Source organism: Rhodoferax saidenbachensis, assembly GCF_001955715.1.
GTDB lineage: Bacteria > Pseudomonadota > Gammaproteobacteria > Burkholderiales > Burkholderiaceae_C > Allorhodoferax > Allorhodoferax saidenbachensis.
This window is the reverse complement of sequence record NZ_CP019239.1, coordinates 772876-791521: the sequence shown is the minus strand read 5'-3', so window position 1 is coordinate 791521 and position 18646 is coordinate 772876. Positions and strand designations below refer to the sequence as shown.

The following is an 18646-nucleotide window of genomic DNA, read 5'->3' as shown; positions in this document are numbered from 1 at the left end:
CTTCTTCTTATCTTCTGTTCTTGTTCTAAGACTGCGCGTCGAAGTACAGCACCGCATCATGCAGATACTGGTCGAGTTGACGCCCGTCGGCCTTCGGCCCCTTGTCGAGCGTATGGGCCATCGCAATCGCTAATTCCCGCTCGATGAAGTCGTGGATTCCCACCCAGCGTGGGCTGGTCGCGGCTTCTCCCGCGCGCATCTTGACCTCCAGCAGCGCGTTCACCTCGTCGATCAAGGCCGTGTCTGTCAGCGTTTGCGCTGCCAGCTCGGCAAAGCGCATCGGTGGCACGCCACGCCCTTCGCGTATCCAGCGCGCCGCCAGTAGCGGACGTAGAACGTAGAGGTACTTCTTGTACCGGACCACCTCACCATAGAGGTGCTCTCGCAAGTTCTTCTTGGCCATCGACACGTAGTGGTGATAGCCGCGAACCGGGGAGAAGCCCTCTTCGGCCAGAACCCGCAAACGACCCGCCCACGGTGTTGCTTGGCTGTACACGATGGGCGAACGCAGCCATTCGAGAAGCGTCGGGTTGGATTCGCGCAGCAATTGAAGCGCTTTGCGCAGGTCCCAGCCGTTGATGTCCAGCTCGCCACTGATCGGCTGTTCGATGACATCCCGTCCGGGGTCGACCGTCAGATACCACGGCAGCCTGTTCACGTAGACGAAGCGCACGTCGTAGTCGCTGTCGGGCGAGGCAAAGCCCCAGCCGCGGCTACCCGACTCGCAGGCAAACAAAACCGTCACCTGATGCCGTTGCTCCAGCTCAGCCAAGTTCTCCAGAACGGTGGCGCGCATTTCGTCAGAGACGGGATGCGCGCTTAACAAGGTTTCCTCTTTCATGCCCTCACTCCTACTTCCATTCTCATGTGGGTGAGAACATGCGGCCCTCACTCTTCCTATCCCTTCACGCACACCACCTGCTTCAAAGTGTGCACCACTTCGACCAAGTCCTTCTGCGCCGCCATGACGGCGTCGATGTCCTTGTAAGCCATCGGAATTTCGTCGATGACGTTGGCGTCCTTGCGGCATTCAACGCCCTCAGTCGCCTTGATTTGGTCTTCCACGGTAAACATCCTCTTCGCTTTGGTACGGCTCATCACACGACCCGCGCCGTGGCTGCAGCTCTCAAAACTCTCCGGGTTGCCCAAACCGCGCACGATATAGCTGCGCGCGCCCATGCTGCCCGGAATGATGCCCAACTCACCGCGCTTGGCGCTCACCGCGCCCTTGCGAGTCACGAACACATCCTCGCCAAAGTGACGCTCCTTTTGCACATAGTTGTGGTGGCAATTCACTGCCTCGACGTGTGACTCGAAGGGCTTCGTGATGACCTTGCGGACCGTGGCGATCAGGTTGGCCATCATCACCTCGCGGTTCTTCATCGCGAAGCGCTGCGCCCAGCCCACGCCGCGCACGTAGTCGTCAAAGTGCTCGGCACCTTCCTCGAAGTAGGCCAGGTCCTTGTCGGGCAGATTGCGTTGGTTGCGCTCGGCATCCTTCTTGGCCAGTTCGATGAAGTGCGTGCCGATAGCGTTCCCTACTCCGCGCGAACCTGAGTGCAGCATGAACCAAACGAAACCTGTCTCATCGAGGCAGACCTCAATGAAGTGGTTCCCCGTACCCAGGGTCCCCAGGTGCTTGCGGTTGTTCGTGTTCTTCAGGCGTGGGTGCAACTCGCACAACGCGTCGAAATCGTCGGCCAACGTCGCCCAGACCTGGTCCACCGATACGGGCGGGTTCTCCCAGCTACCGGGATCGCGGCCACCACGGCGCGGCGTGAAGCCATGCGGCACGGCCGCTTCGATGGCTGAGCGCAGCGGGCCCAGGTTGTCTGGCAAGTCTTCCGCGCGCAGCGTAGTCTTCGCGGCCATCATGCCGCAACCAATGTCCACGCCGACCGCCGCAGGGATGATGGCCTTGATGGTCGGAATCACGGAGCCGACGGTGGCGCCGATGCCCAAGTGCACGTCCGGCATCGCTGCGACGTGCTTGAACACGATGGGCAGGCGAGCCGCATTGGCGAGCTGGTCCATGGCCTCAGCCTCGACGGGCACGCCTTTGGTCCACATCTTCACCGGCACACCGCCGGGGACGTCCTCAATGTTGTAGTTCAGTTCTGACATGTTGTTGTTCTCTATCAAAAAGTGCGGTGACAAGAGGCGATGAAATCTTCTACTCCGCCATCCATTGCTGGACCGGGATTTGAACCCGGGCGCCCCGTGATCGCTCACGGGACACGCAGCTTGCGCCGCGTGCGTCTACCTGTAATTCCATCTGCATTCACCGCTAAAAAGTGATGCCTTGCTGCGACAAGTTTTTGGTGAAACATCGTGCTCTACCACTGAGCTACGGCTTCCTGACGGAGGCCGACGGGACTCGAACCCGCGACACCGAGATTAATAGTCTGTAGTTCCACCTGCATTCGCAACAGGACATCGCAAAAAAAGCGCGACAAGGGGGGGGCAAGAAGATGCCATGCCGGTTTCCCGGTTGAGGATTCGAACCCCCGGCGTTCCAATGTATTCCTGCCAGCATTCGCGCAAAACTTAACAGCCCCCGCGTGGCGACAAACAGTTGGTGAGACACGTTTTACAGATGTAGTCCCACCGGCATTCACCACGCGACGACGATTGTTGGTGCTGGTTGGTGCCCCAGGCGACGAAAGTTGCAAGAGCGGCCTACGGATTCTCCGTTGCGGGCTTGCCGGCCCGCGCGGCCAATGGTGCTGTACTCCTGCAGGCATTCGCCTGAGACACCTTCCAAATCAAGTACTTGAAGCCCCTACTGTGCGGCCAGCGACACCTTCTCGATTTCGCCAACCCAGTGCTCGGCCTCTATCTTGCCGTCCGCAAAGTTCGCCACCATCGTGAACACCGCATCGGAGAAGCCGCCGACATTCAGGATGTCATGGCGCTCCGCCGCCTGTGTGGTTACCGTCGGCTGGATGTCGATGCACACCAGGCGCGCATTCGGATTTCGCTTCTTCAGCACTTCCCACTCGCGCAAAGTCTGCGTCGCACCGCGCCGGTTGGCATCGACCCAGGACTCGTTGTCCGAGACCAGGACCAGCAGGTCCACCGATGCGCGCTCACGGTTCAACATGGCCAGCGGCGCACTGCAGTTTGTACCGCCACCACCGATCTTGGCCAGCGCTTGCGCATTGGTCATGACCGAGTCACGGGCGTTCAACGACAGCTTCACCACATCCTGTTCGAACGGCAAGACACGGGCCTGCGGGTTCTTGCGCAACACCGCCGCAGCCACCAGGGCAGCCACGTCGATGCAACGCACGCTGGACGTCGCCGAACCGCGATGACCAGTCACGGCCGAGCTCATCGAACCCGACACGTCAGGGCACACCACCACGCGCCCCTCAAAGCTGGGCACGTTGTTCAGCGCGACTTCCATCGCATCCTGCAGCGCATCGCGAACCACCTGCGGCACGGCTTCGCCAGTCGCCTTGAACGCAGCCATCAGCTGGTAGGGCATCACTCGAGCCTTGGCCACAGCCTGCGGGTCGCTCAACTTGGCAGCGACAACCTCGGCCATGCCTTCGATGTCGAACACACCGTGACGAGCAAAGGTGTTCAGGTTCTGACGCACCATCTGCCATGAACCGGTGCGAGCGATCTGCGCCCACTGGGCCGAGCTCAGCTCCAGCGCAGTCAGCATCTGGAACGGAACCTCCGGCACATCGGTCGCAACGCCTTGGGCGCTTTCGCGCTTGAAGCGCTCGAACGACTGAGTGATGGGCGGCAGGGCCGCTTCATCGACCGGTTTGCCGATCAGCCACGCGAACCAGGCGGCACGCCAGGCCTCGGAAGGCTTGGGGTGAACCATCTTGACCACGTCGGCCAGTGACGGCGTATTGCCCACGGCCGCATTCAGAAGCTGCTTCTCGGTTGCCGTCAGCAGCCAGTGTTGCACCAACTTCTTCGGACGAGTACCCAGCGACTTGCGGCCCACAGCGCCGCTTCGGAGGATTTGCACGAAGTTGCGCAGCATCTTGCCGTTGTCGACCACACGCGAGAACACCTGGTTCAGCAGGGCCACGTCACGCACAGCCAGGCCAGCCGCCAGCAGCGCCGGCATATCTTTCATGTGGCCGGACTGACGGGCATAGATCGCGGTCTTGGCGACAAAGGCGGCATCGACTTCTTGCGCCAGCGCCGTCACCATGTCGAGTTGGTCTTCCGCGTTGGCGTAGAAGGTCTGGCTCAGACAGCCTGTGGCTGCGAGTTGCGCCAGCTGATGGCGCGGGCTGAAAGCATAGGCCGGCGCCTGCTCGGCATTGAGCACCTTGGCTGCAGGCAGCAGAGCGCCCTTGAGGGTTTGAAAGAGTTGCGTGTTGACCATGAGTGTTCTCCTCTTTGTATTCAACTTGTTGTTAGTACCTTCTTCTTTGCAAAGGGTGTGCCAGTTTCGACAGTCGTTGATAACCGAGCAAATAACTCATTGATTTGCAAAGGAATATTTCGATTACTCCGTTTCGGCTTCCAAAATGCGTGCCCGTAGAATCGTATAAATACTAGAATTGACGCTAATAAGATATCAATATAGCTATGACCAAGAAGAACGTTGTCATCGGATTCATGGGAACCCAACTGGACTCAGGCCAAGGCGCTGGACGCTGGGAGAAGTGGCGGCCGACGATTTCCTTGGTCCAGCACGAAGACACGCTGATTGACCGGCTGGAGTTGCTCTATCCGACGCGCTACGAAGCCCTGGCGCAGACCCTGCTGCGCGACGTTGCGAATGTGTCGCCCGACACCGTCGTGAACCTGGTGCCGATGGATGTCGTGGATCCCTGGGATTTCGGAGTCATGTACGCGGCGCTCTATGACTGGGCGCGCGGCTATCGCTTCGATCCAGTCCATGAGCAGTATTGGGCGCATATCACGACCGGCACGCATGTGGCGCAAATCTGCATGTTCCTGATGGTCGAGTCGCGCTTCATTCCTGGCGTGCTGCTGCAGACGGCGCCGCCGAAGAAGCAGGAGCGAGGCAATCCTGGCAGCTATACGCTGATCGACCTGGACCTCTCGCGCTACGACGTCTTGGCTCAGCGTTTTAGCCAGGCTCATGCGGAAGCATTGGAGTTCCTCAAGAGCGGCATCCCGACGCGGAACAAGCGCTTCAATGCCTTGATTGAGGAGATTGAGCGCGTGGCAGTGCGCTCGCAGGCCCCCATTTTGCTGACTGGCCCCACCGGCGCCGGTAAGTCTCACTTGGCGCGACGCATGTTCGAGCTGAAGAAGTCGCGCCACCAAGTCCAGGGCGACTTCGTCGAAGTCAACTGCGCCACGCTGCGCGGGGATGGTGCGGCATCGACTCTGTTCGGCCACAAGAAGGGCGCGTTCACAGGGGCTGCGGCTGACAGGCCTGGTCTGCTCCGTACAGCGCACCAGGGTGTGCTATTTCTGGACGAGATTGGCGAGCTCGGTCCGGATGAGCAAGCGATGCTGCTCAAGGCCGTGGAGGAGAAGCGGTTCCTGCCCATGGGGAGCGACCGTGAGGTGAGTAGCGATTTTCAGCTTATTGCTGGCACCAACCGCGACTTGCGCGTCGACGTCGCACAGGGACGCTTCCGGGAAGATTTGTTTGCCCGGATCAACCTCTGGTCGTACACCTTGCCCGGCTTGGCCCAACGCCCGGAAGACATTGAGCCCAACATCGAACACCAACTGAGCCGAGCTGCGGCCGAAACCGGGCGAGTCGTCCGGTTCAATGCCGAAGCCAAGGCCCGATATTTGCAGTTTGCCAAGTCGGCAGACGCGCTGTGGAGTGGCAACTTCCGCGATCTCTCTGCCAGCGTCACGCGGATGGCGACGCTGGCAGACGGGGGGCGGATTTCAGCTAGCCTCGTCAATGCGGAAATCCAGCGGCTTCAATGGCTGTGGCAACCAGTCGGAGAGGTGAACTCAACCGGGCTCGACCTGGAGGCCATGCTCCCGGCCGACGCCATTGACAGTCTGGATCTGTTCGACCGCATGCAGCTTGAGGCTGTCATCCGGGTTTGCCGAGAATCACTGACGCTTTCAGATGCCGGCCGCCGACTGTTTGACCGTTCGCGCACGCAGCGTTCCATCGTCAATGACGCGGATCGGCTGCGCAAATACCTGCTCAAGTTCCAACTGACGTGGAATTCAGTCCGTTCGATGATGCCTGCCGACGAAGGTCGCTAATTGGCAGGTACAGCTATATGAGTCGCGAACCTTTTGGCACCCGGGCCAATAGCCATTGCATCACATCGGCCCGGATATGCCGTGACGACAGAATGAAGTCTTCGTACAGGCTGGGCACATACGGCGTGTAGAGCAAGGTCATCCCGGCTTCGTACGGAAAGCGGTCTGCCTTGAGGTTGTTACAACCCCGGCATGCGCTCACCACCGACTGCCAGTTGTCCAGGCCACCACGCGACCGAGGGTGGATGTGTTCCCGTGTCAGATCCTCGTGCTTGAAAACCCCACCGCAGTACGCGCACATGGACCTGTCGCGCGCAAACAGCTTGCGATTGGTCAGCGTGGGCGTAACGTCGAACAGATTGACGCTAGCGCAGCCGTTGACGGCGATGATGGGTGCGAGATCGATGTGGGATTGCACGCCACTGGCGGCGTTGATCCCGCCACGCATGGTCATGAAGGTCTCGCCCACGGCCCAGACTACATCGCCGGTGGCGTAGTAGCCTGCAGCGCGTTCTGGGCTCACCCAGGACTGGGGAACACCTTGCACGTCGAGTTGGAGGATTCTGCTTTGATTCACGGTTGCACCTGTGGCCGTTCGTGGCCATCTCCTTACTGAATTCGTGTGATCCCAAGTGGTGTCATGTGCGTGGAGCCCGCGACAGGAATTGAACCTGTGTTTGAAGCTTAGAAGGCGCCTGTTCTCTCCATTGAACTACGCGGGCAAAAGTGGTCCCCAGTCACGGGATCGAACCGCAGACCGTCGCCTTGTAGGGGCGCTGCTCTACCGCTTAGCTAACCGGGGGTGTTAGTTGGCGCCGCAGGCGGGCAATGAACCTGCGTCTAGGCCTTAGGAGGGCCTCGTTCTGTCCGTTGAACTACTGAGGCATTGAGCGATTGGCGACCCGTGGGGGATTCGAACCCCCGACGGCCTCCTCAGCATTGGTACCACAACCAATAAGTACTCCTTGTCCTTTGAATCGGGGCGCGAACTTGGTGTCGGTGGCTGGATGGACGACAACCGACTCTTTTCAGTCACGATCTCGTCGCAGCAGCAACTGGTTGACCAGCTTATGCAGCACAAACTCAAGGATCGGTACTTCCGACTCGACGCGCTCCCGTCGCATGAACAAGCCAAAGACGTCGGTTTGGATATCGCGACCGAGGCAGCACGGCGTACGCTAACGGCCCTCGGCAAGAAGGCGGCCAGCGACATCCTAACAACCGATTTGGCGCCATTCCTGAGTCATCGACCTCAGATGACATTGAGCCGGGAGGGCTGACATGGGCCGCGCCAGCTCACTGTTCAATGGAGCCGGGGAACAAACGCTGATCAACCGTGTCAGCCCCACGACGCGGCAGCGCGAATTCCTGCAAACAAGCTGGAATGATTTGGCCGAGTACCTGAAGGTGTCGCTCAAGGCCAAGCATGGCTATGCGATCTCGACGTGGCTTCAGGGCTCCTACAAGTACGGTACGTTGATCAAGCCTGTACTGGCGGACGAAGAATACGACGTCGATCTCGGCGTCTACTTCGATTGGGGCAACGGCGAAAGCATTGAACCCACGGCCGAGCAGCTACGTCGTTGGGTGCAACAAGAGCTCATTGAATACCACGATCAATGCGCGGACATGCGTTCCGTGGCGGAGCCACCCAAGGAGCGTTGCTCACGGGCATCTTACGAGCATCAATTCCACATCGACACCCCGGTCTATCACCTCAATAGTGACACCGATAAGCGACGGCTGGCATGCCTTACGAAGGGTTGGGAGGCCAGCGACCCTAAGACCTTCTACAAGTGGTTCAGGGATGCCCTCACCGGTGGTGAGCGTGAGCAGGTGCGCAGAGTGATACGCTACCTCAAGGCTTGGGCTGCCCTGTCGTTTGACGACATCCCCGATTCGCGTCCGTCCTCGATCTTCCTTACGGTTCTGGCTACTGAGGCATACCCCGACATCGGCCTCGCCCTTCTGCTCGGTGTCTCTGACGATGACGCATTGATCTCCATAGTCCGGACAATACATGGCCGACTGAACGGGAGCCAACGCGTCCAGAACCCAGCCACTAGGGTCGAAGAAGACCTCAATCGCATGAGTGATGAGGCATGGGCAGCGTTTCTGCCGAGGCTCGATGCGCTGCTGGACATCGTTGAGCGTGCGGCTGAGGCGGCAGATGAAGTTGCGGCGGCACTGATCTGGTCCGAGGCGTTTTCTTTCTTGATGCCGCTGCCGGAAGTGGACGAGGTCGAATTGGTCGATGAGCAGACCTCGCGGGCTCTCATGCAGGTGCCCGAGATCGACATCGCTGTCTACACAGGCAGTGGGCGGCAGCGCCGTTTTGTGTCCAAGCACCGCAACCAGGTGGCGGGGGTTGCCAAGGACTGCGCGTTGGTTTTTACAATTGTGAACCCTCAGGTTGTGCCGATGTTCGCTACCGTCGAATGGACGGTGCGTAACAAGGGATTAGACGCAGACGAGAGCAGTGACCTCGGCCATCGAAGGGTAGGAATGCGGATGCTGCAGAACGAAGAGCGGACACTTTACCTTGGTACGCATCACATGGACTGCATCGTGCGGGTCAACGGGCAGGTCTATGCAGCTCGGCGTGTCCCCGTCACCATACGCGATGTGCATCATCATGTGCACAATCCGGCCGCGCCCGCGTACACCAAGTTGAGGATCAAGCGTAGGCGCTGAACACACAGAACTCAGTAAGGCCGGAGCAAATCTCGGTGGCCGTTGCCGTGCGCCAATTCGACGTGAAGCGCTTCGCGCCCGACAATCACTGCCAACAGCGGGAGCTTGTCGGCTCGCATTCTGGCAAGCTTTCGCCATTCATCCAGGTCTATGCCCGATGGAGTGGGAATGTCCTGTGGGTGGGTGTGCCACTCGCCGATATAGCGGGTCGTGCCGTTGGAGGCGCGCCACAGACGTTTCGCTACCGCACGGTGTCCGAACGGCAACCGCTCAAAGAGATAGCGAAACTGTCGGTCCAGACGCGAAGGTGTGGTTGCCACGGTGACCAGTAAACCGGGCTCATGCACGGTGCCCAGGAGGATGCCGCCGCTTTCGGGGCTGTCGCCGAGCTGGACATTATTCTCGAAAACCCTCCGGACTTCGTCCGAGAAGTTCAGCATGACGCTGCCGTCATCAAGCGTCCAGTCACTCACATGGCGCATGCAGGGCATCCTTCATAGCGCGGGGGTGAGCAATCCTTGAAATGAACCTGGCGCGACTGATCGAGCACGCGCGTCCTGAAGCTGTGCGCCTCCGCGCCATCCAACCAGGCCTGCACCATCTCCATCGCTAGGGCTGCCGCCTGTACCGAGGCTGCAGCAGGAAAGGGGACGTAGAGACCTTCGCAGCCATGCCCCCTCATGATGACCTCCGGAGGCGAATCGAAGACGCGATACTGATCTGCCAAGGGCGGGCGGGACACGCAGCGTGCGCATGCGTGTTCAGGCTTGGCTTTCAACAAAGCGCGGACTGCCACACCGGCCCCCTCAACCCACGTGGACAGGTACGGGACTTTCTCCGCGTACTTCCAAGTTAGCCACTCAGTCAGCCCCTGCTCGCCCGTCGCGTCAATGAGCAGGTCTAGTGGTCCCAGGTTCGCCTCTTTTGCATCGCTACTGATGTGCACTACATCGATGCCCGGCGCGATGCGCCGGAGTTCCTTGCACATGGCTTCTGCTTTGCCTTGCATCAGGGCGTTGAAACCCAGTCGGTGTCGTCCGAGATTGCAGGGTTCAAGCGCACCCTTGTCAACCAGCGTCAGCTTTCCGCCGACCGTACCCGCCCCAGCCTTAGCTAGCAACTCTGCCAGATAGCCACCGATGGTGCCGCAACCGATCAACCCAACCCTGAGCCCTGCTAGCGTCCTGGACCCAGGGAGATTTCGCCCAGCAATGTACTTGTCGTCAATGCGGAAGACCGAGGTTTGTCGGATCGGCAGTCGATACAGGTTTTCTCGTAGCGACGACTTTTTGCCCTTGCCGTCCGGCTCCCGTTTCAGGTCAACCTCAATGCCGTACTGCACCGCTGGCGAATCTATAAGGATCAGAACACGGGGTGCCTTGCGCTTAAACAGCTGCATGAGCCGCTCTTCGATCTTTTTACGACAGGCTCGGTCGAGCGAGCTCTGCCATTGCAGGAAGGTCTGAATTGTTTTCGGTGGCCAACTGACACGGATTGGCATCGGCCTTGACTTGGTATGCACGAGAAACGCCGATAGCTCGATCTTCGGCAGTCCAGCGCCGACGGATTCCAGTTTAGCGTGAGTGCGTGCCTTGTCATCGGTGACCACGGCCAACTCCGGAGTAAAGGAGTAGGCCTCGAGGGTACCTGGCCGACTCTCATCCACGTCCAGAAAGCAAATATTGTCGCCCCAGGTGGCGTGAAATTCCTCTGCCAAGTCATCGATCATTTTGCCAGCAAGGATATCCTCCAGCACCTGCTCCGCCCGGTCCAGGCAGGTCATCGTCTGCCGAATCGGGTCGAAGTAGTCGAAGATGACCGAGTCTGCCGACAAGTAGCACAAGTAACCGTCGGTGCTGAGGTGCGGCAACAGCTCAACCCGTCCTGCTGGCAAAGGCGTCAGCCAAACGCGAGGGAACTCATCCAGCGTCGGCGAAACGGCGATTTCACAGGGGTAGCTCTGCGACTTCAACCTGAGCTCTCCGGTGAACTTCATCCAGCCGTGCCAGCCTCGACCAACGTAGGAAAAGCCACGCTGGTGCAGCGCGGCGGTCAGGTCCGGGATCGCGACCTTCTCGAACTTCATCCGGCGCGGGTCCGTCCGACTAACTCCGATGGCCCCGCAATCGCCGGTGAAGATGCAATGGCAGCGGCAACAGAGGAAACAGCGGCCCCGACTTTCACGCGCTCGGGGCGATTCGGGAAACGTGGCCCAAACAGATCGCGCAACCAGCTGCATGCCTGCTCGGCGTTTCCGGCGTCCAACGCAGCCTGCAGTCTGCTGCCAAGATCTTCAAACTGCAGAGCAGCCTGCTCGACCATGTCCGCATCATCGCTGGATGCACGCAGGCGGTCGGTCAATGACTCCTCCGGGTTAATTGGATTATTGACACCTTTACGCAGCACCGCTGGCAGCAGCTTTACAACGTCAAGCAGCGCCTGATCGTCGCGACGATCCTGCCTCACAAACAGTGGCGCCGCCGCCGCCATCAGCAGGATGGAGCTCGGGCCACCTTTGTCCCAAGTCCAGTCGCGATATGCCTTGAGGTAGCGCACCACCCTGCGGAGCTGCTCGCCCTTGGTGGCCACCTGGTCAACGAACCACGTTTTCACCGGACGGGGGTCCGAGTGCATCCAGCCTTCATCGCGATGGGCCAGCAGCACCTTCGTGGTGGATAGCTCATCCCAGCTATCAGCCGCGGCCTCGAAGGAATAGCTCTTTCCGTCAAGGGTGGCACGCCTGACGTTCTCGGCCTTGACCAGGGTTTCGAACTCCTTGTCAGGAATTGCATACAGAGGAACGTCGATATGTGCGAGATCGTTGATTTCGATGCGGATGCAAGTAGGCTTGCTCGACAGCTTCCAGCCCCTCTGCTCCACGAGCTCTGCCAGTGCTTTTTGCGCAACGTCGAAGAAGACCTCGGCCGCAACACTGGGGCGGTCAGTCAAGGTCAGGAAGCTGAGTGGCAGGTAGCAGCCATCGTCAACGTCTGCCTGTTGAGGGCTCTGCGCGGGTGCATTCAGCGTTTTGTAAGCCCAGGACCCCTGGGTGAAGAAACGAGGCTGCGGGACCTTGCCGGGGTGCCCTTCGTCAGCGTACACACGGGGAATTCCGTCTCGCAGCGCCATTCGAACATCGTTCTTCGCGTCTGCGATGTCCGATTTGGCATCTTCCGGAAGGTTCAGGTTGTCGAAGAGACAGGTCTCGAATTCGACTTCTGTGTAGAAAAGGGCGCTCAGATTTAGCATGGGCAGAAGGGCATGTGATGGTCGGCGCGACGCGTGACTAGACCCGTCGCCTACGGGTACCAAGCCCCCCATTCAGCCCATAAATCGGCATATGGCCACCGTTCCAAAGCGTACTGAGAATCTCGGCGTTGTTACAAATCGTGGCAACTTTGGCAATTTCAAGGGCCATATTTACAAAAGGGACAAATGAGTAAAGTCAGAAGCTGTCCATGTCGGAATCGGCCATTGGCAAGATATAGACTACGCTGATAACTTGTACATAGTCAGGCTTGAGCCTGCATAGAGGTCCTTCCATTGCATACGCCTCAAGCATTCAGCGCCCTGCAATTGCTTCGGCAAGTTGCTCCGAGACTCGCCAATGACTTCGCTGGGTTGGGCATCATCTTCTACGATTCGTTGACGGCGCTGCCCCATCTGCCACTCGAAGTCGGGGGCGACGAACGTTTCGAACTGCCAGTCACGGGGTTCGAGGCCATTTGCGAGGTGATTGTGTGTACAGCGCGCCTGTCGTCCCAGTGGCACGACGGCTTCCACTTCATTCATGCGGATTCGGCGTCCCTTACCCACCTGTGCCAGTTCATCGCGCCACCGCTGCCCGACTTGCCAGCGACTCCCGCACGAGCCAGTGGCGCTCGACACATGACTGCGTTGCTGGCCTCGAGGGTGGCAGGAGTCGCGGCCATCGGATTATTGACCCACGAGCGTGAGGTGTCGGTTTATGAAGGCGGTCTGTGCACCGTGAGGGGTATCCTCTGATGCTACCTGTCAGTCTGACCTACACCGACCTTATTCGGCTTATCAAGTACTGCGGGTACATCGTCCTGGTAGCGGCTGGTAGCCTTGTGTTTTTTCGACGAACTGAATTGCAGTCCGAGCCGCTACGCGTCATCTGGCAGAGCGTCTCAACCGCCCTAGCCGTGCCGCCTTTGTTGATCTTGGGTTTGTCGAAGTTGAAGTGGAAGTACCAATGGCTCGCGTGGCTCATGGGAAAGCGTATGGTCCACGGACTCTGGTGGGGTGAGCTGAAGACTGAGTTCAAACCAACCGAACGCGCTGAACCCTTGCCGCCGATCCCTATTGCATTTGTGATCAAGCAGAGCTACTTTTTCCTCACTATTCAATCCTATACGCCCAGTCTGCCAGCCCGTTCCACGCTGGAGACCATGGTGGTTGAGCCACGTAGCTCAATAGCCCAACTTCAGTATGTCTTCGAGATGCGGCGAATGCAGGACGCTGAAGATAAGATCACTACCGGCTACGGCGACCTTCGGCTTACATCGGGTGACAAGCGCTTAGAAGGCTACTACTGGACCAACTCGCCCACCAGAGGACGGATTGTCCTTAACCTCTTGTCGCGGGACTGCAGCGAGATCGACTCGTTTGCGGACGCAGAAAAGGCGCGGATCAACTTACTGCAAATCGCTAGTTCTTCTTTCCGCTGATTACCGTATTCGACAGGCGTTGACGTTACTTCGCCAACGCAACGAATGCTTCGCGAGGGGCGTTGTTGTCGTTCATTTGCCGTTTTTAATGACCGCACGAAATAGACCTACTGGAAGCGGTCATTCGTTAAGGGCTGCAGTTGGCCCATCTCGGTCATTTACGTCGCTCCCCAGATCCTGCCGATCAATTGAAAGACATTGTTTTCGACTTTAAAAAACCACCTCAAAAATCCAACGCCTCGCAAACCCGCATGAATGCTAGAGGCGTGTTTTCGACTTTATTAAACTGTTTTCGACTTTAATTGCGCGGAATAGCTAAACACCGAGGCGGCCTGTCATTCGACAGTGACGCTTTTTGCCAGGTTGCGCGGTTTGTCTACATCGGTCCCACGTGCGCAAGCCGTGTGGTACGCCAGCAATTGCAGTGGCACCACGTGCAGCAGCGGTGACAACTCACCATAGTGCTCTGGCATACGAATCACGTGCAGGCCTTCGCCGCTGTCGATGCGGGTATCCGCATCCGCCAGCACATACAGCACACCGCCGCGCGCGCGCACCTCGTGCAGGTTGCTTTTGAGTTTTTCCAGGAGCGCATCGTTCGGCGCCACGGTGACCACCGGCATCTCGCTCGTCACTAGCGCCAACGGGCCGTGTTTGAGCTCCCCTGCGGCATAGGCCTCGGCGTGGATGTAGGTGATCTCCTTGAGCTTCAAGGCGCCTTCCATGGCAATCGGGAAGTGCAGCCCGCGGCCCAGGAAAAGCGCGTTCTCCTTCTTCGCAAAGTCGTCGGCCCAGGCCATGATTTGCGGCTCCAGCGCCAGCACCGCCTGCAATGCAGCAGGCAAATGGCGCATGGCCTTGAGGTGGCGTGCTTCTTCCGCATCGGTCAATCGGCCCTTGGCTTGCGCCAGGCACAACGTCAACAGGAACAGACCGGCCAGTTGGGTGGTGAAGGCCTTGGTGGAAGCCACGCCGATTTCCACGCCTGCACGGGTCACATAGGCCAGGCTGCACTCACGCACCATGGCGCTGGTGGCCACGTTGCAGATGGTCAGCGTGTGTTTCATACCCAGGCTTTGCGCGTGGCGCAGTGCGGCCAGTGTGTCAGCCGTCTCACCGCTTTGGGTGATGGTGACGACCAGTGTGTTGGGGTTGGGCACGGAGTCGCGATAGCGGTATTCGCTGGCCACCTCCACATTACAAGGCACCTTGGCGATGCTCTCAATCCAGTACTTGGCCGCGCAACCGCTGTAGTAGCTGGTGCCGCAGGCCAGAATCAGCACCGAGTCGATCTGCGCAAACACACGTGCCGCGTTGCTGCCGGGCGCGTGGTTGGCCTGTGCGTCGAACAGTTCGGGCACGATGCCCTCCACCCCTTCCAGCGTATCGGCAATGGCGCGTGGTTGCTCGAAGATTTCCTTTTGCATGTAGTGGCGGTACGGGCCCAGCTCGGCCGCACCGCTGTGCGCCAGCACGGTCTTCACCGGGCGCTGCGCCGGAGCAACGGCCTTATGTGCTTTGTCCAGCAACCAGTATTTGCCCAGTTGCACGTCCACCACGTCGCCTTCGTCCAGGTAGACAATCTGGTCGGTCACACCGGCCAGGGCCATGGCGTCGCTCGCCAGAAAATGCTCCTGTCCGTCCTTGCCTACGCCCAGGATCAACGGTGAACCGGCGCGCGCACCAATCAGGCGATGTGGTTCGTCCTTGCAGAACACGGCGATGGCATAGGCACCATGCAACTGGCGCACCGTGGCTTTCACGGCCTCCAGCAGATCTCCGTCGTACAGGCTGTCCACCAGATGGGCGATGACTTCGGTGTCGGTCTGGCTCAGAAACACATAGCCCTTGGCTTTGAGCACAGCACGCAGCTCGTCGTGGTTTTCAATAATGCCGTTGTGCACCAGGGCGATACGGCCCGCACGTTGGTGGGCATCGGCGCCAGGGCCGTGGCTGAAATGCGGGTGGGCGTTGTGCACGGCCGGCGCGCCGTGTGTGGCCCAGCGCGTGTGGGCGATGCCCAGCGTGCCCTGCACCTGGCCAGAGGCCACTTGCTCGATCAGTTCCGACACCCGGGAGGTGCTGCGCGCGCGGCGCAAACCGCCGCCATGGGCGCCGTCTTGTGCATACACCGCCACACCGCAGGAGTCATAACCCCGGTACTCCAAACGCTCCAGGCCCTGCACCAACACAGGAACGATATTGCGGGTAGAAACCGCGCCGACGATGCCACACATACTGATCTCCCAAAAAATGGATGGACGAATGGTAGAAGTGCCAATAAATAATTAGTAGTCGAATTTTGTCAATTTATGAATTAATATTTCATTAAATAGAAATTAAGATTTTTTATTCCAAATTATTGATAAATATGGAACAAATAACACTTGATGTGACCGACCTACAGCTGCTGAGCCAGCTCCAGCGCGACGCCAGCCTGAGCAACCAGGCGTTGGCGGAGTTGGTCCACACCTCACCGCCCACTTGCCTGCGCCGCGTCAAACGGCTGCGTGACGCAGGGCTGATTGAGCGCCAGATCGCCCTGCTGAACCCAGAAAAACTTGCAGCCACCCTGGGCCACGGACTCACCGCGATTGTGGAAATTGCGCTGGACCGGCAGGACGCCGCCGCGCTGGACGCCTTTGAGGCCCGCGTGGCCGGTGACCCCGCCGTACAGCAGTGTTACCGCGTGTCCCCCGGGCCAGACTTTGTGCTGGTGGTGCACGCCGCCCACATGCCGGGCTACCAGGCGCTGGCGCAGCGCCTGTTTACCAGCGACGCCAATGTGCGCAATGTGAAGGCCTTCTTCAGCGTGAAGCGCAGCAAATTTGGCGCGGAGCTGCCGCTGGCCTGAGCGGCGCCTAGGAATTTGGCGCAACCAGTACGGTCACACCTGCACTGCGAAACTGCCGGACCACCTTGGCGGCGGTGTGCTGCGGCACGACCAGCAGGTCCACCGCGCCCAGAGGGGCCACAACAAAGGACGATGCCGCCATCAACTTCTCGTGCGAGGCCAGCACCACCGTTTCGGCAGCACGCGCGCTCAGGGCGCGTTTCACGGCCGCTTCTTCATCGTCACCCGTGCTCAAGCCCTGCGTGGGATGCACCCCGGTGACGCCCATGAAGTACAGGTCCGCCCGGTAGCGGGCTGCAGCTTCAACCACCGCAGTCCCCACATTCACCATCGAATGGCGAAACAGCCGGCCGCCGAGCATGACCACCTCCAGATGCGGTTTGCGGGCCAGTTCGATGGCCACCGTAGGGCTGTGGGTCACCACGGTGGCGCGCAGGTCCTCAGGCAAATGCCGCGCCACCTGCAGTGCGGTGGTTCCACCGTCCAGCATCACCAGTTGCCCGGGTTTCACCATGCGGGCGCCGGCGCGGCCCAGCGCGGTCTTGTCGTCTGGCGCCACCGCCTGACGCACGGCGAGTGTCGCGTTTGCTTCGGACGCTGGCAATGCACCGCCATGTACTCGCTGCAGTTTTCCTGCCTGCGCCAAGGTGCGCAGGTCGCGGCGGATGGTGTCTTCGGAAGTTTCCAACTCCTCAGCGAAAGGTTTGGCCAGCAATTGGCCGTCACGCGCCAGGCGCGACAGGATGAGTTGATGGCGTTGAACGGTCAGCATAGGGTGCAGGGTAATGGAATAAATACGCGTGATAACATTGCGTGAATTTGCACGATATTACACGCAATTGCACGATCTACAGCACCATGAAACCACAAGCCATGCCCACACCCCACGACGCACCCCACGTGCGCCTGCTGGACTCCCAAGTGCTTTCCGACCACTGGTACACACTCAGAAAAACCACGTTTGAATACTTGCGCCGCAATGGCACCTGGCAGCAGCAGACGCGCGAGACCTATGACCGCGGCAACGGCGCCGTGTTGCTGTTGTTCAACCGCTTGCAGGGCACGGTGGTGCTGACCCGGCAGTTTCGTTTTCCGGCGTTTGTTAATGGCAGTGCCGATGGCATGCTGGTCGAAGCGTGCGCCGGCCTGCTGGATGGTGACGATCCCGAATCCTGCATACGCCGCGAGGTGGAGGAAGAGACCGGCTTTCGCATCCGCGCGCCACGCAAGGTGTTCGAGGCCTACATGAGCCCGGGCTCCGTCACCGAGAAGCTGTACTTTTTCGTCGCCGAATACGAGGCCGCAGACCGTGTCGGCCACGGCGGCGGCATGGTTCAGGAAGGGGAAGACATCGAGGTGCTGGAGTTACCGCTGTCGGAGGCCTTGCGCATGTGCCAATCGAGCGACATCCAGGATGGCAAAACCATCATGCTGCTGCAACACGCAGCGCTGCAGGGTCTGGACAAACTTTAAGCAGCGGCTACCGGTACGCCGGGCAGGAGCAGCGTCGCGCAGCAACCGGCATTCACCGCGCCGCTCAACTGCACTTCACCACCCATGCGCCGCACGGCCTTGCGCGCCAGGGCCAGACCGCTGCCCAGACCGGGAAACTGGCTGGCGCTGTGCAAGCGGCTGAACATCTTGAACAACTGGCCCTGCAAGGCGGGGTTGTAACCCACACCGTTGTCTTGCACAGTTAAGACCACCATGCCCTGCGCATTGAGGGTGGCGGACACCACCACACGGGCTTCAGGGGTCGTTGCGGTGAACTTCCAGGCATTAACCAACAGGCCGAGCAGAGCATGGCGCAGCAACGCGGCGTCTGCCAGTACCTCCGGCACCGCAACGTCAACGCTGACATCCACGACGTGCGCTGCATGCCGCGCAGCGACCTCGTCACACACTTCCTGCACCAGCGGTTGCAGCGCAACGGAGGTAATTTGCACAGGTGCCGTCCCCAGGCGAGACAACTCCAGCAGTGCATCCAGCATGGCGCCCAACTGGCCTGAGGCATCGGTAATAGTGGACAGAAAACCACGCACCTCTTCGTTCAACTGCGGGCCTGCATCCTCCTGCACCAGCCGCGCATACGACACGATATGGCGCAAGGGCGCACGCAGGTCGTGGGACACGGTCTGGGTGAAGTCCTGCATCTCCTGCCGGGCGGCGGCCAGTTCGGCCTCCAGTTGGGCGATGCGTGTCTGAGGATCTGTCATGGCGG

At 59.7% G+C, this 18646-nt stretch carries 17 protein-coding genes and 3 tRNA genes; 6 read left to right on the top strand and 14 right to left on the bottom strand.

Features of this window, described 5'->3' with window-relative positions; all coding sequences use genetic code 11:
- Window positions 1–25 precede the first annotated feature (25 nt).
- The 3 genes from RS694_RS03805 to RS694_RS03795 form a co-directional block, all read right to left on the bottom strand.
- Window positions 26–841 carry a nucleotidyltransferase domain-containing protein gene (locus RS694_RS03805; protein WP_029707301.1) on the bottom strand — a complete coding sequence of 272 codons (816 nt, stop codon included), beginning with the start codon at window positions 839–841 and terminating at the stop codon, window positions 26–28.
- A gap of 56 nt (window positions 842–897) precedes the next feature.
- Window positions 898–2124, bottom strand: coding sequence for an RtcB family protein (locus RS694_RS03800; RefSeq protein ID WP_029707300.1), 1227 nt, complete (start codon window positions 2122–2124; stop codon window positions 898–900).
- A 658-nt stretch (window positions 2125–2782) separates the two neighbouring features.
- Window positions 2783–4357, bottom strand: coding sequence for a vWA domain-containing protein (locus RS694_RS03795; RefSeq protein WP_029707299.1), 1575 nt, complete (start codon window positions 4355–4357; stop codon window positions 2783–2785).
- Between the two features lie 206 nt (window positions 4358–4563).
- Here RS694_RS03795 and rtcR point away from each other — a divergent pair, with 206 nt between their 5' ends.
- Window positions 4564–6186: an RNA repair transcriptional activator RtcR gene (gene rtcR / locus RS694_RS03790; RefSeq protein ID WP_029707298.1), complete on the top strand. Its 1623-nt coding sequence runs from the start codon at window positions 4564–4566 to the stop codon at window positions 6184–6186.
- Between the two features lie 13 nt (window positions 6187–6199).
- Here rtcR and RS694_RS03785 read toward each other — a convergent pair whose 3' ends face one another.
- The 4 genes from RS694_RS03785 to RS694_RS03770 all read right to left on the bottom strand — a co-directional run bounded on the left by RS694_RS03785 (window position 6200) and on the right by RS694_RS03770 (window position 7071).
- Window positions 6200–6763, bottom strand: coding sequence for an HNH endonuclease (locus RS694_RS03785; protein ID WP_029707297.1), 564 nt, complete (start codon window positions 6761–6763; stop codon window positions 6200–6202).
- A gap of 70 nt (window positions 6764–6833) precedes the next feature.
- Window positions 6834–6908, bottom strand: a tRNA-Arg gene (locus RS694_RS03780).
- Between the two features lie 5 nt (window positions 6909–6913).
- Window positions 6914–6988 (bottom strand) — tRNA-Val (locus RS694_RS03775).
- 8 nt (window positions 6989–6996) lie between these two features.
- Window positions 6997–7071 (bottom strand) — tRNA-Arg (locus tag RS694_RS03770).
- 80 nt (window positions 7072–7151) lie between these two features.
- Between RS694_RS03770 and RS694_RS03765 the strand changes: the two genes are divergently transcribed.
- Together RS694_RS03765 and RS694_RS03760 are read left to right on the top strand one after the other, a co-directional pair.
- Window positions 7152–7466: a hypothetical protein gene (locus RS694_RS03765; protein WP_152528808.1), complete on the top strand. Its 315-nt coding sequence runs from the start codon at window positions 7152–7154 to the stop codon at window positions 7464–7466.
- 1 nt (window position 7467) lies between these two features.
- A complete protein-coding gene (locus RS694_RS03760; protein ID WP_029707295.1) occupies window positions 7468–8880 on the top strand; it encodes a cyclic GMP-AMP synthase DncV-like nucleotidyltransferase in 1413 nt (470 codons plus the stop codon).
- 11 nt (window positions 8881–8891) lie between these two features.
- Here the strand turns inward: RS694_RS03760 and RS694_RS03755 are convergent, their stop codons facing one another.
- From RS694_RS03755 to RS694_RS20380, 4 genes are all read right to left on the bottom strand, one after another.
- A complete protein-coding gene (locus tag RS694_RS03755) occupies window positions 8892–9362 on the bottom strand; it encodes a Mov34/MPN/PAD-1 family protein (protein WP_029707294.1) in 471 nt (156 codons plus the stop codon).
- Entirely contained in the window at window positions 9350–10966 is a 1617-nt protein-coding gene (locus RS694_RS03750; protein ID WP_029707293.1) for a ThiF family adenylyltransferase, read from the bottom strand. The genes RS694_RS03755 and RS694_RS03750 overlap by 13 nt, the downstream gene beginning before the upstream one ends.
- Window positions 10963–12129 carry a CBASS cGAMP synthase gene (locus RS694_RS03745; RefSeq protein WP_029707292.1) on the bottom strand — a complete coding sequence of 389 codons (1167 nt, stop codon included), beginning with the start codon at window positions 12127–12129 and terminating at the stop codon, window positions 10963–10965. Before RS694_RS03745 ends, RS694_RS03750 begins: the two co-directional genes overlap by 4 nt.
- Before the next feature lie 240 nt (window positions 12130–12369).
- On the bottom strand, window positions 12370–12672 hold the full coding sequence (locus RS694_RS20380) for a hypothetical protein (protein ID WP_152528807.1): 303 nt from the start codon (window positions 12670–12672) through the stop codon (window positions 12370–12372).
- A gap of 212 nt (window positions 12673–12884) precedes the next feature.
- On the opposite strand from RS694_RS20380, the gene RS694_RS03735 reads away from it, so the two are divergent.
- Window positions 12885–13571, top strand: coding sequence for a hypothetical protein (locus tag RS694_RS03735; RefSeq protein ID WP_029707289.1), 687 nt, complete (start codon window positions 12885–12887; stop codon window positions 13569–13571).
- Window positions 13572–13906: 335 nt separating this feature from the next.
- Here RS694_RS03735 and glmS read toward each other — a convergent pair whose 3' ends face one another.
- A complete protein-coding gene (gene glmS / locus RS694_RS03730) occupies window positions 13907–15808 on the bottom strand; it encodes a glutamine--fructose-6-phosphate transaminase (isomerizing) (RefSeq protein WP_029707288.1) in 1902 nt (633 codons plus the stop codon).
- A 134-nt stretch (window positions 15809–15942) separates the two neighbouring features.
- Between glmS and RS694_RS03725 the strand changes: the two genes are divergently transcribed.
- The gene (locus RS694_RS03725) at window positions 15943–16425 is read left to right on the top strand and encodes an Lrp/AsnC family transcriptional regulator (RefSeq protein ID WP_029707287.1); all 483 of its coding nucleotides are present in this window, start codon (window positions 15943–15945) and stop codon (window positions 16423–16425) included.
- 7 nt (window positions 16426–16432) lie between these two features.
- Here the strand turns inward: RS694_RS03725 and RS694_RS03720 are convergent, their stop codons facing one another.
- A complete protein-coding gene (locus tag RS694_RS03720; RefSeq protein WP_029707286.1) occupies window positions 16433–17197 on the bottom strand; it encodes a DeoR/GlpR family DNA-binding transcription regulator in 765 nt (254 codons plus the stop codon).
- Between the two features lie 86 nt (window positions 17198–17283).
- Between RS694_RS03720 and RS694_RS03715 the strand changes: the two genes are divergently transcribed.
- Entirely contained in the window at window positions 17284–17898 is a 615-nt protein-coding gene (locus RS694_RS03715; protein ID WP_241463973.1) for an NUDIX domain-containing protein, read from the top strand.
- Here the strand turns inward: RS694_RS03715 and RS694_RS03710 are convergent.
- Window positions 17895–18641, bottom strand: a complete 747-nt coding sequence (locus tag RS694_RS03710) for a sensor histidine kinase (RefSeq protein WP_051391844.1) — start codon at window positions 18639–18641, stop codon at window positions 17895–17897. The two genes, RS694_RS03715 and RS694_RS03710, sit on opposite strands and share 4 nt — an antisense overlap.
- Between the last annotated feature and the right edge of the window lie 5 nt (window positions 18642–18646).

Coding starts and splice junctions, on each gene's coding strand:
- rtcR (WP_029707298.1), top strand. CDS start 4,564: ATGACCAAGAAGAACGTTGTCATCGGATTCATGGGAACCCAACTGGAC.
- RS694_RS03725 (WP_029707287.1), top strand. CDS start 15,943: ATGGAACAAATAACACTTGATGTGACCGACCTACAGCTGCTGAGCCAG.
- RS694_RS03710 (WP_051391844.1), bottom strand. CDS start 18,641: ATGACAGATCCTCAGACACGCATCGCCCAACTGGAGGCCGAACTGGCC.
- RS694_RS20380 (WP_152528807.1), bottom strand. CDS start 12,672: ATGAATGAAGTGGAAGCCGTCGTGCCACTGGGACGACAGGCGCGCTGT.
- RS694_RS03750 (WP_029707293.1), bottom strand. CDS start 10,966: ATGAAGTTCGAGAAGGTCGCGATCCCGGACCTGACCGCCGCGCTGCAC.
- RS694_RS03755 (WP_029707294.1), bottom strand. CDS start 9,362: ATGCGCCATGTGAGTGACTGGACGCTTGATGACGGCAGCGTCATGCTG.
- RS694_RS03760 (WP_029707295.1), top strand. CDS start 7,468: ATGGGCCGCGCCAGCTCACTGTTCAATGGAGCCGGGGAACAAACGCTG.
- RS694_RS03805 (WP_029707301.1), bottom strand. CDS start 841: ATGAAAGAGGAAACCTTGTTAAGCGCGCATCCCGTCTCTGACGAAATG.
- RS694_RS03735 (WP_029707289.1), top strand. CDS start 12,885: ATGCTACCTGTCAGTCTGACCTACACCGACCTTATTCGGCTTATCAAG.
- RS694_RS03745 (WP_029707292.1), bottom strand. CDS start 12,129: ATGCTAAATCTGAGCGCCCTTTTCTACACAGAAGTCGAATTCGAGACC.
- glmS (WP_029707288.1), bottom strand. CDS start 15,808: ATGTGTGGCATCGTCGGCGCGGTTTCTACCCGCAATATCGTTCCTGTG.
- RS694_RS03720 (WP_029707286.1), bottom strand. CDS start 17,197: ATGCTGACCGTTCAACGCCATCAACTCATCCTGTCGCGCCTGGCGCGT.
- RS694_RS03795 (WP_029707299.1), bottom strand. CDS start 4,357: ATGGTCAACACGCAACTCTTTCAAACCCTCAAGGGCGCTCTGCTGCCT.
- RS694_RS03715 (WP_241463973.1), top strand. CDS start 17,284: ATGAAACCACAAGCCATGCCCACACCCCACGACGCACCCCACGTGCGC.
- RS694_RS03800 (WP_029707300.1), bottom strand. CDS start 2,124: ATGTCAGAACTGAACTACAACATTGAGGACGTCCCCGGCGGTGTGCCG.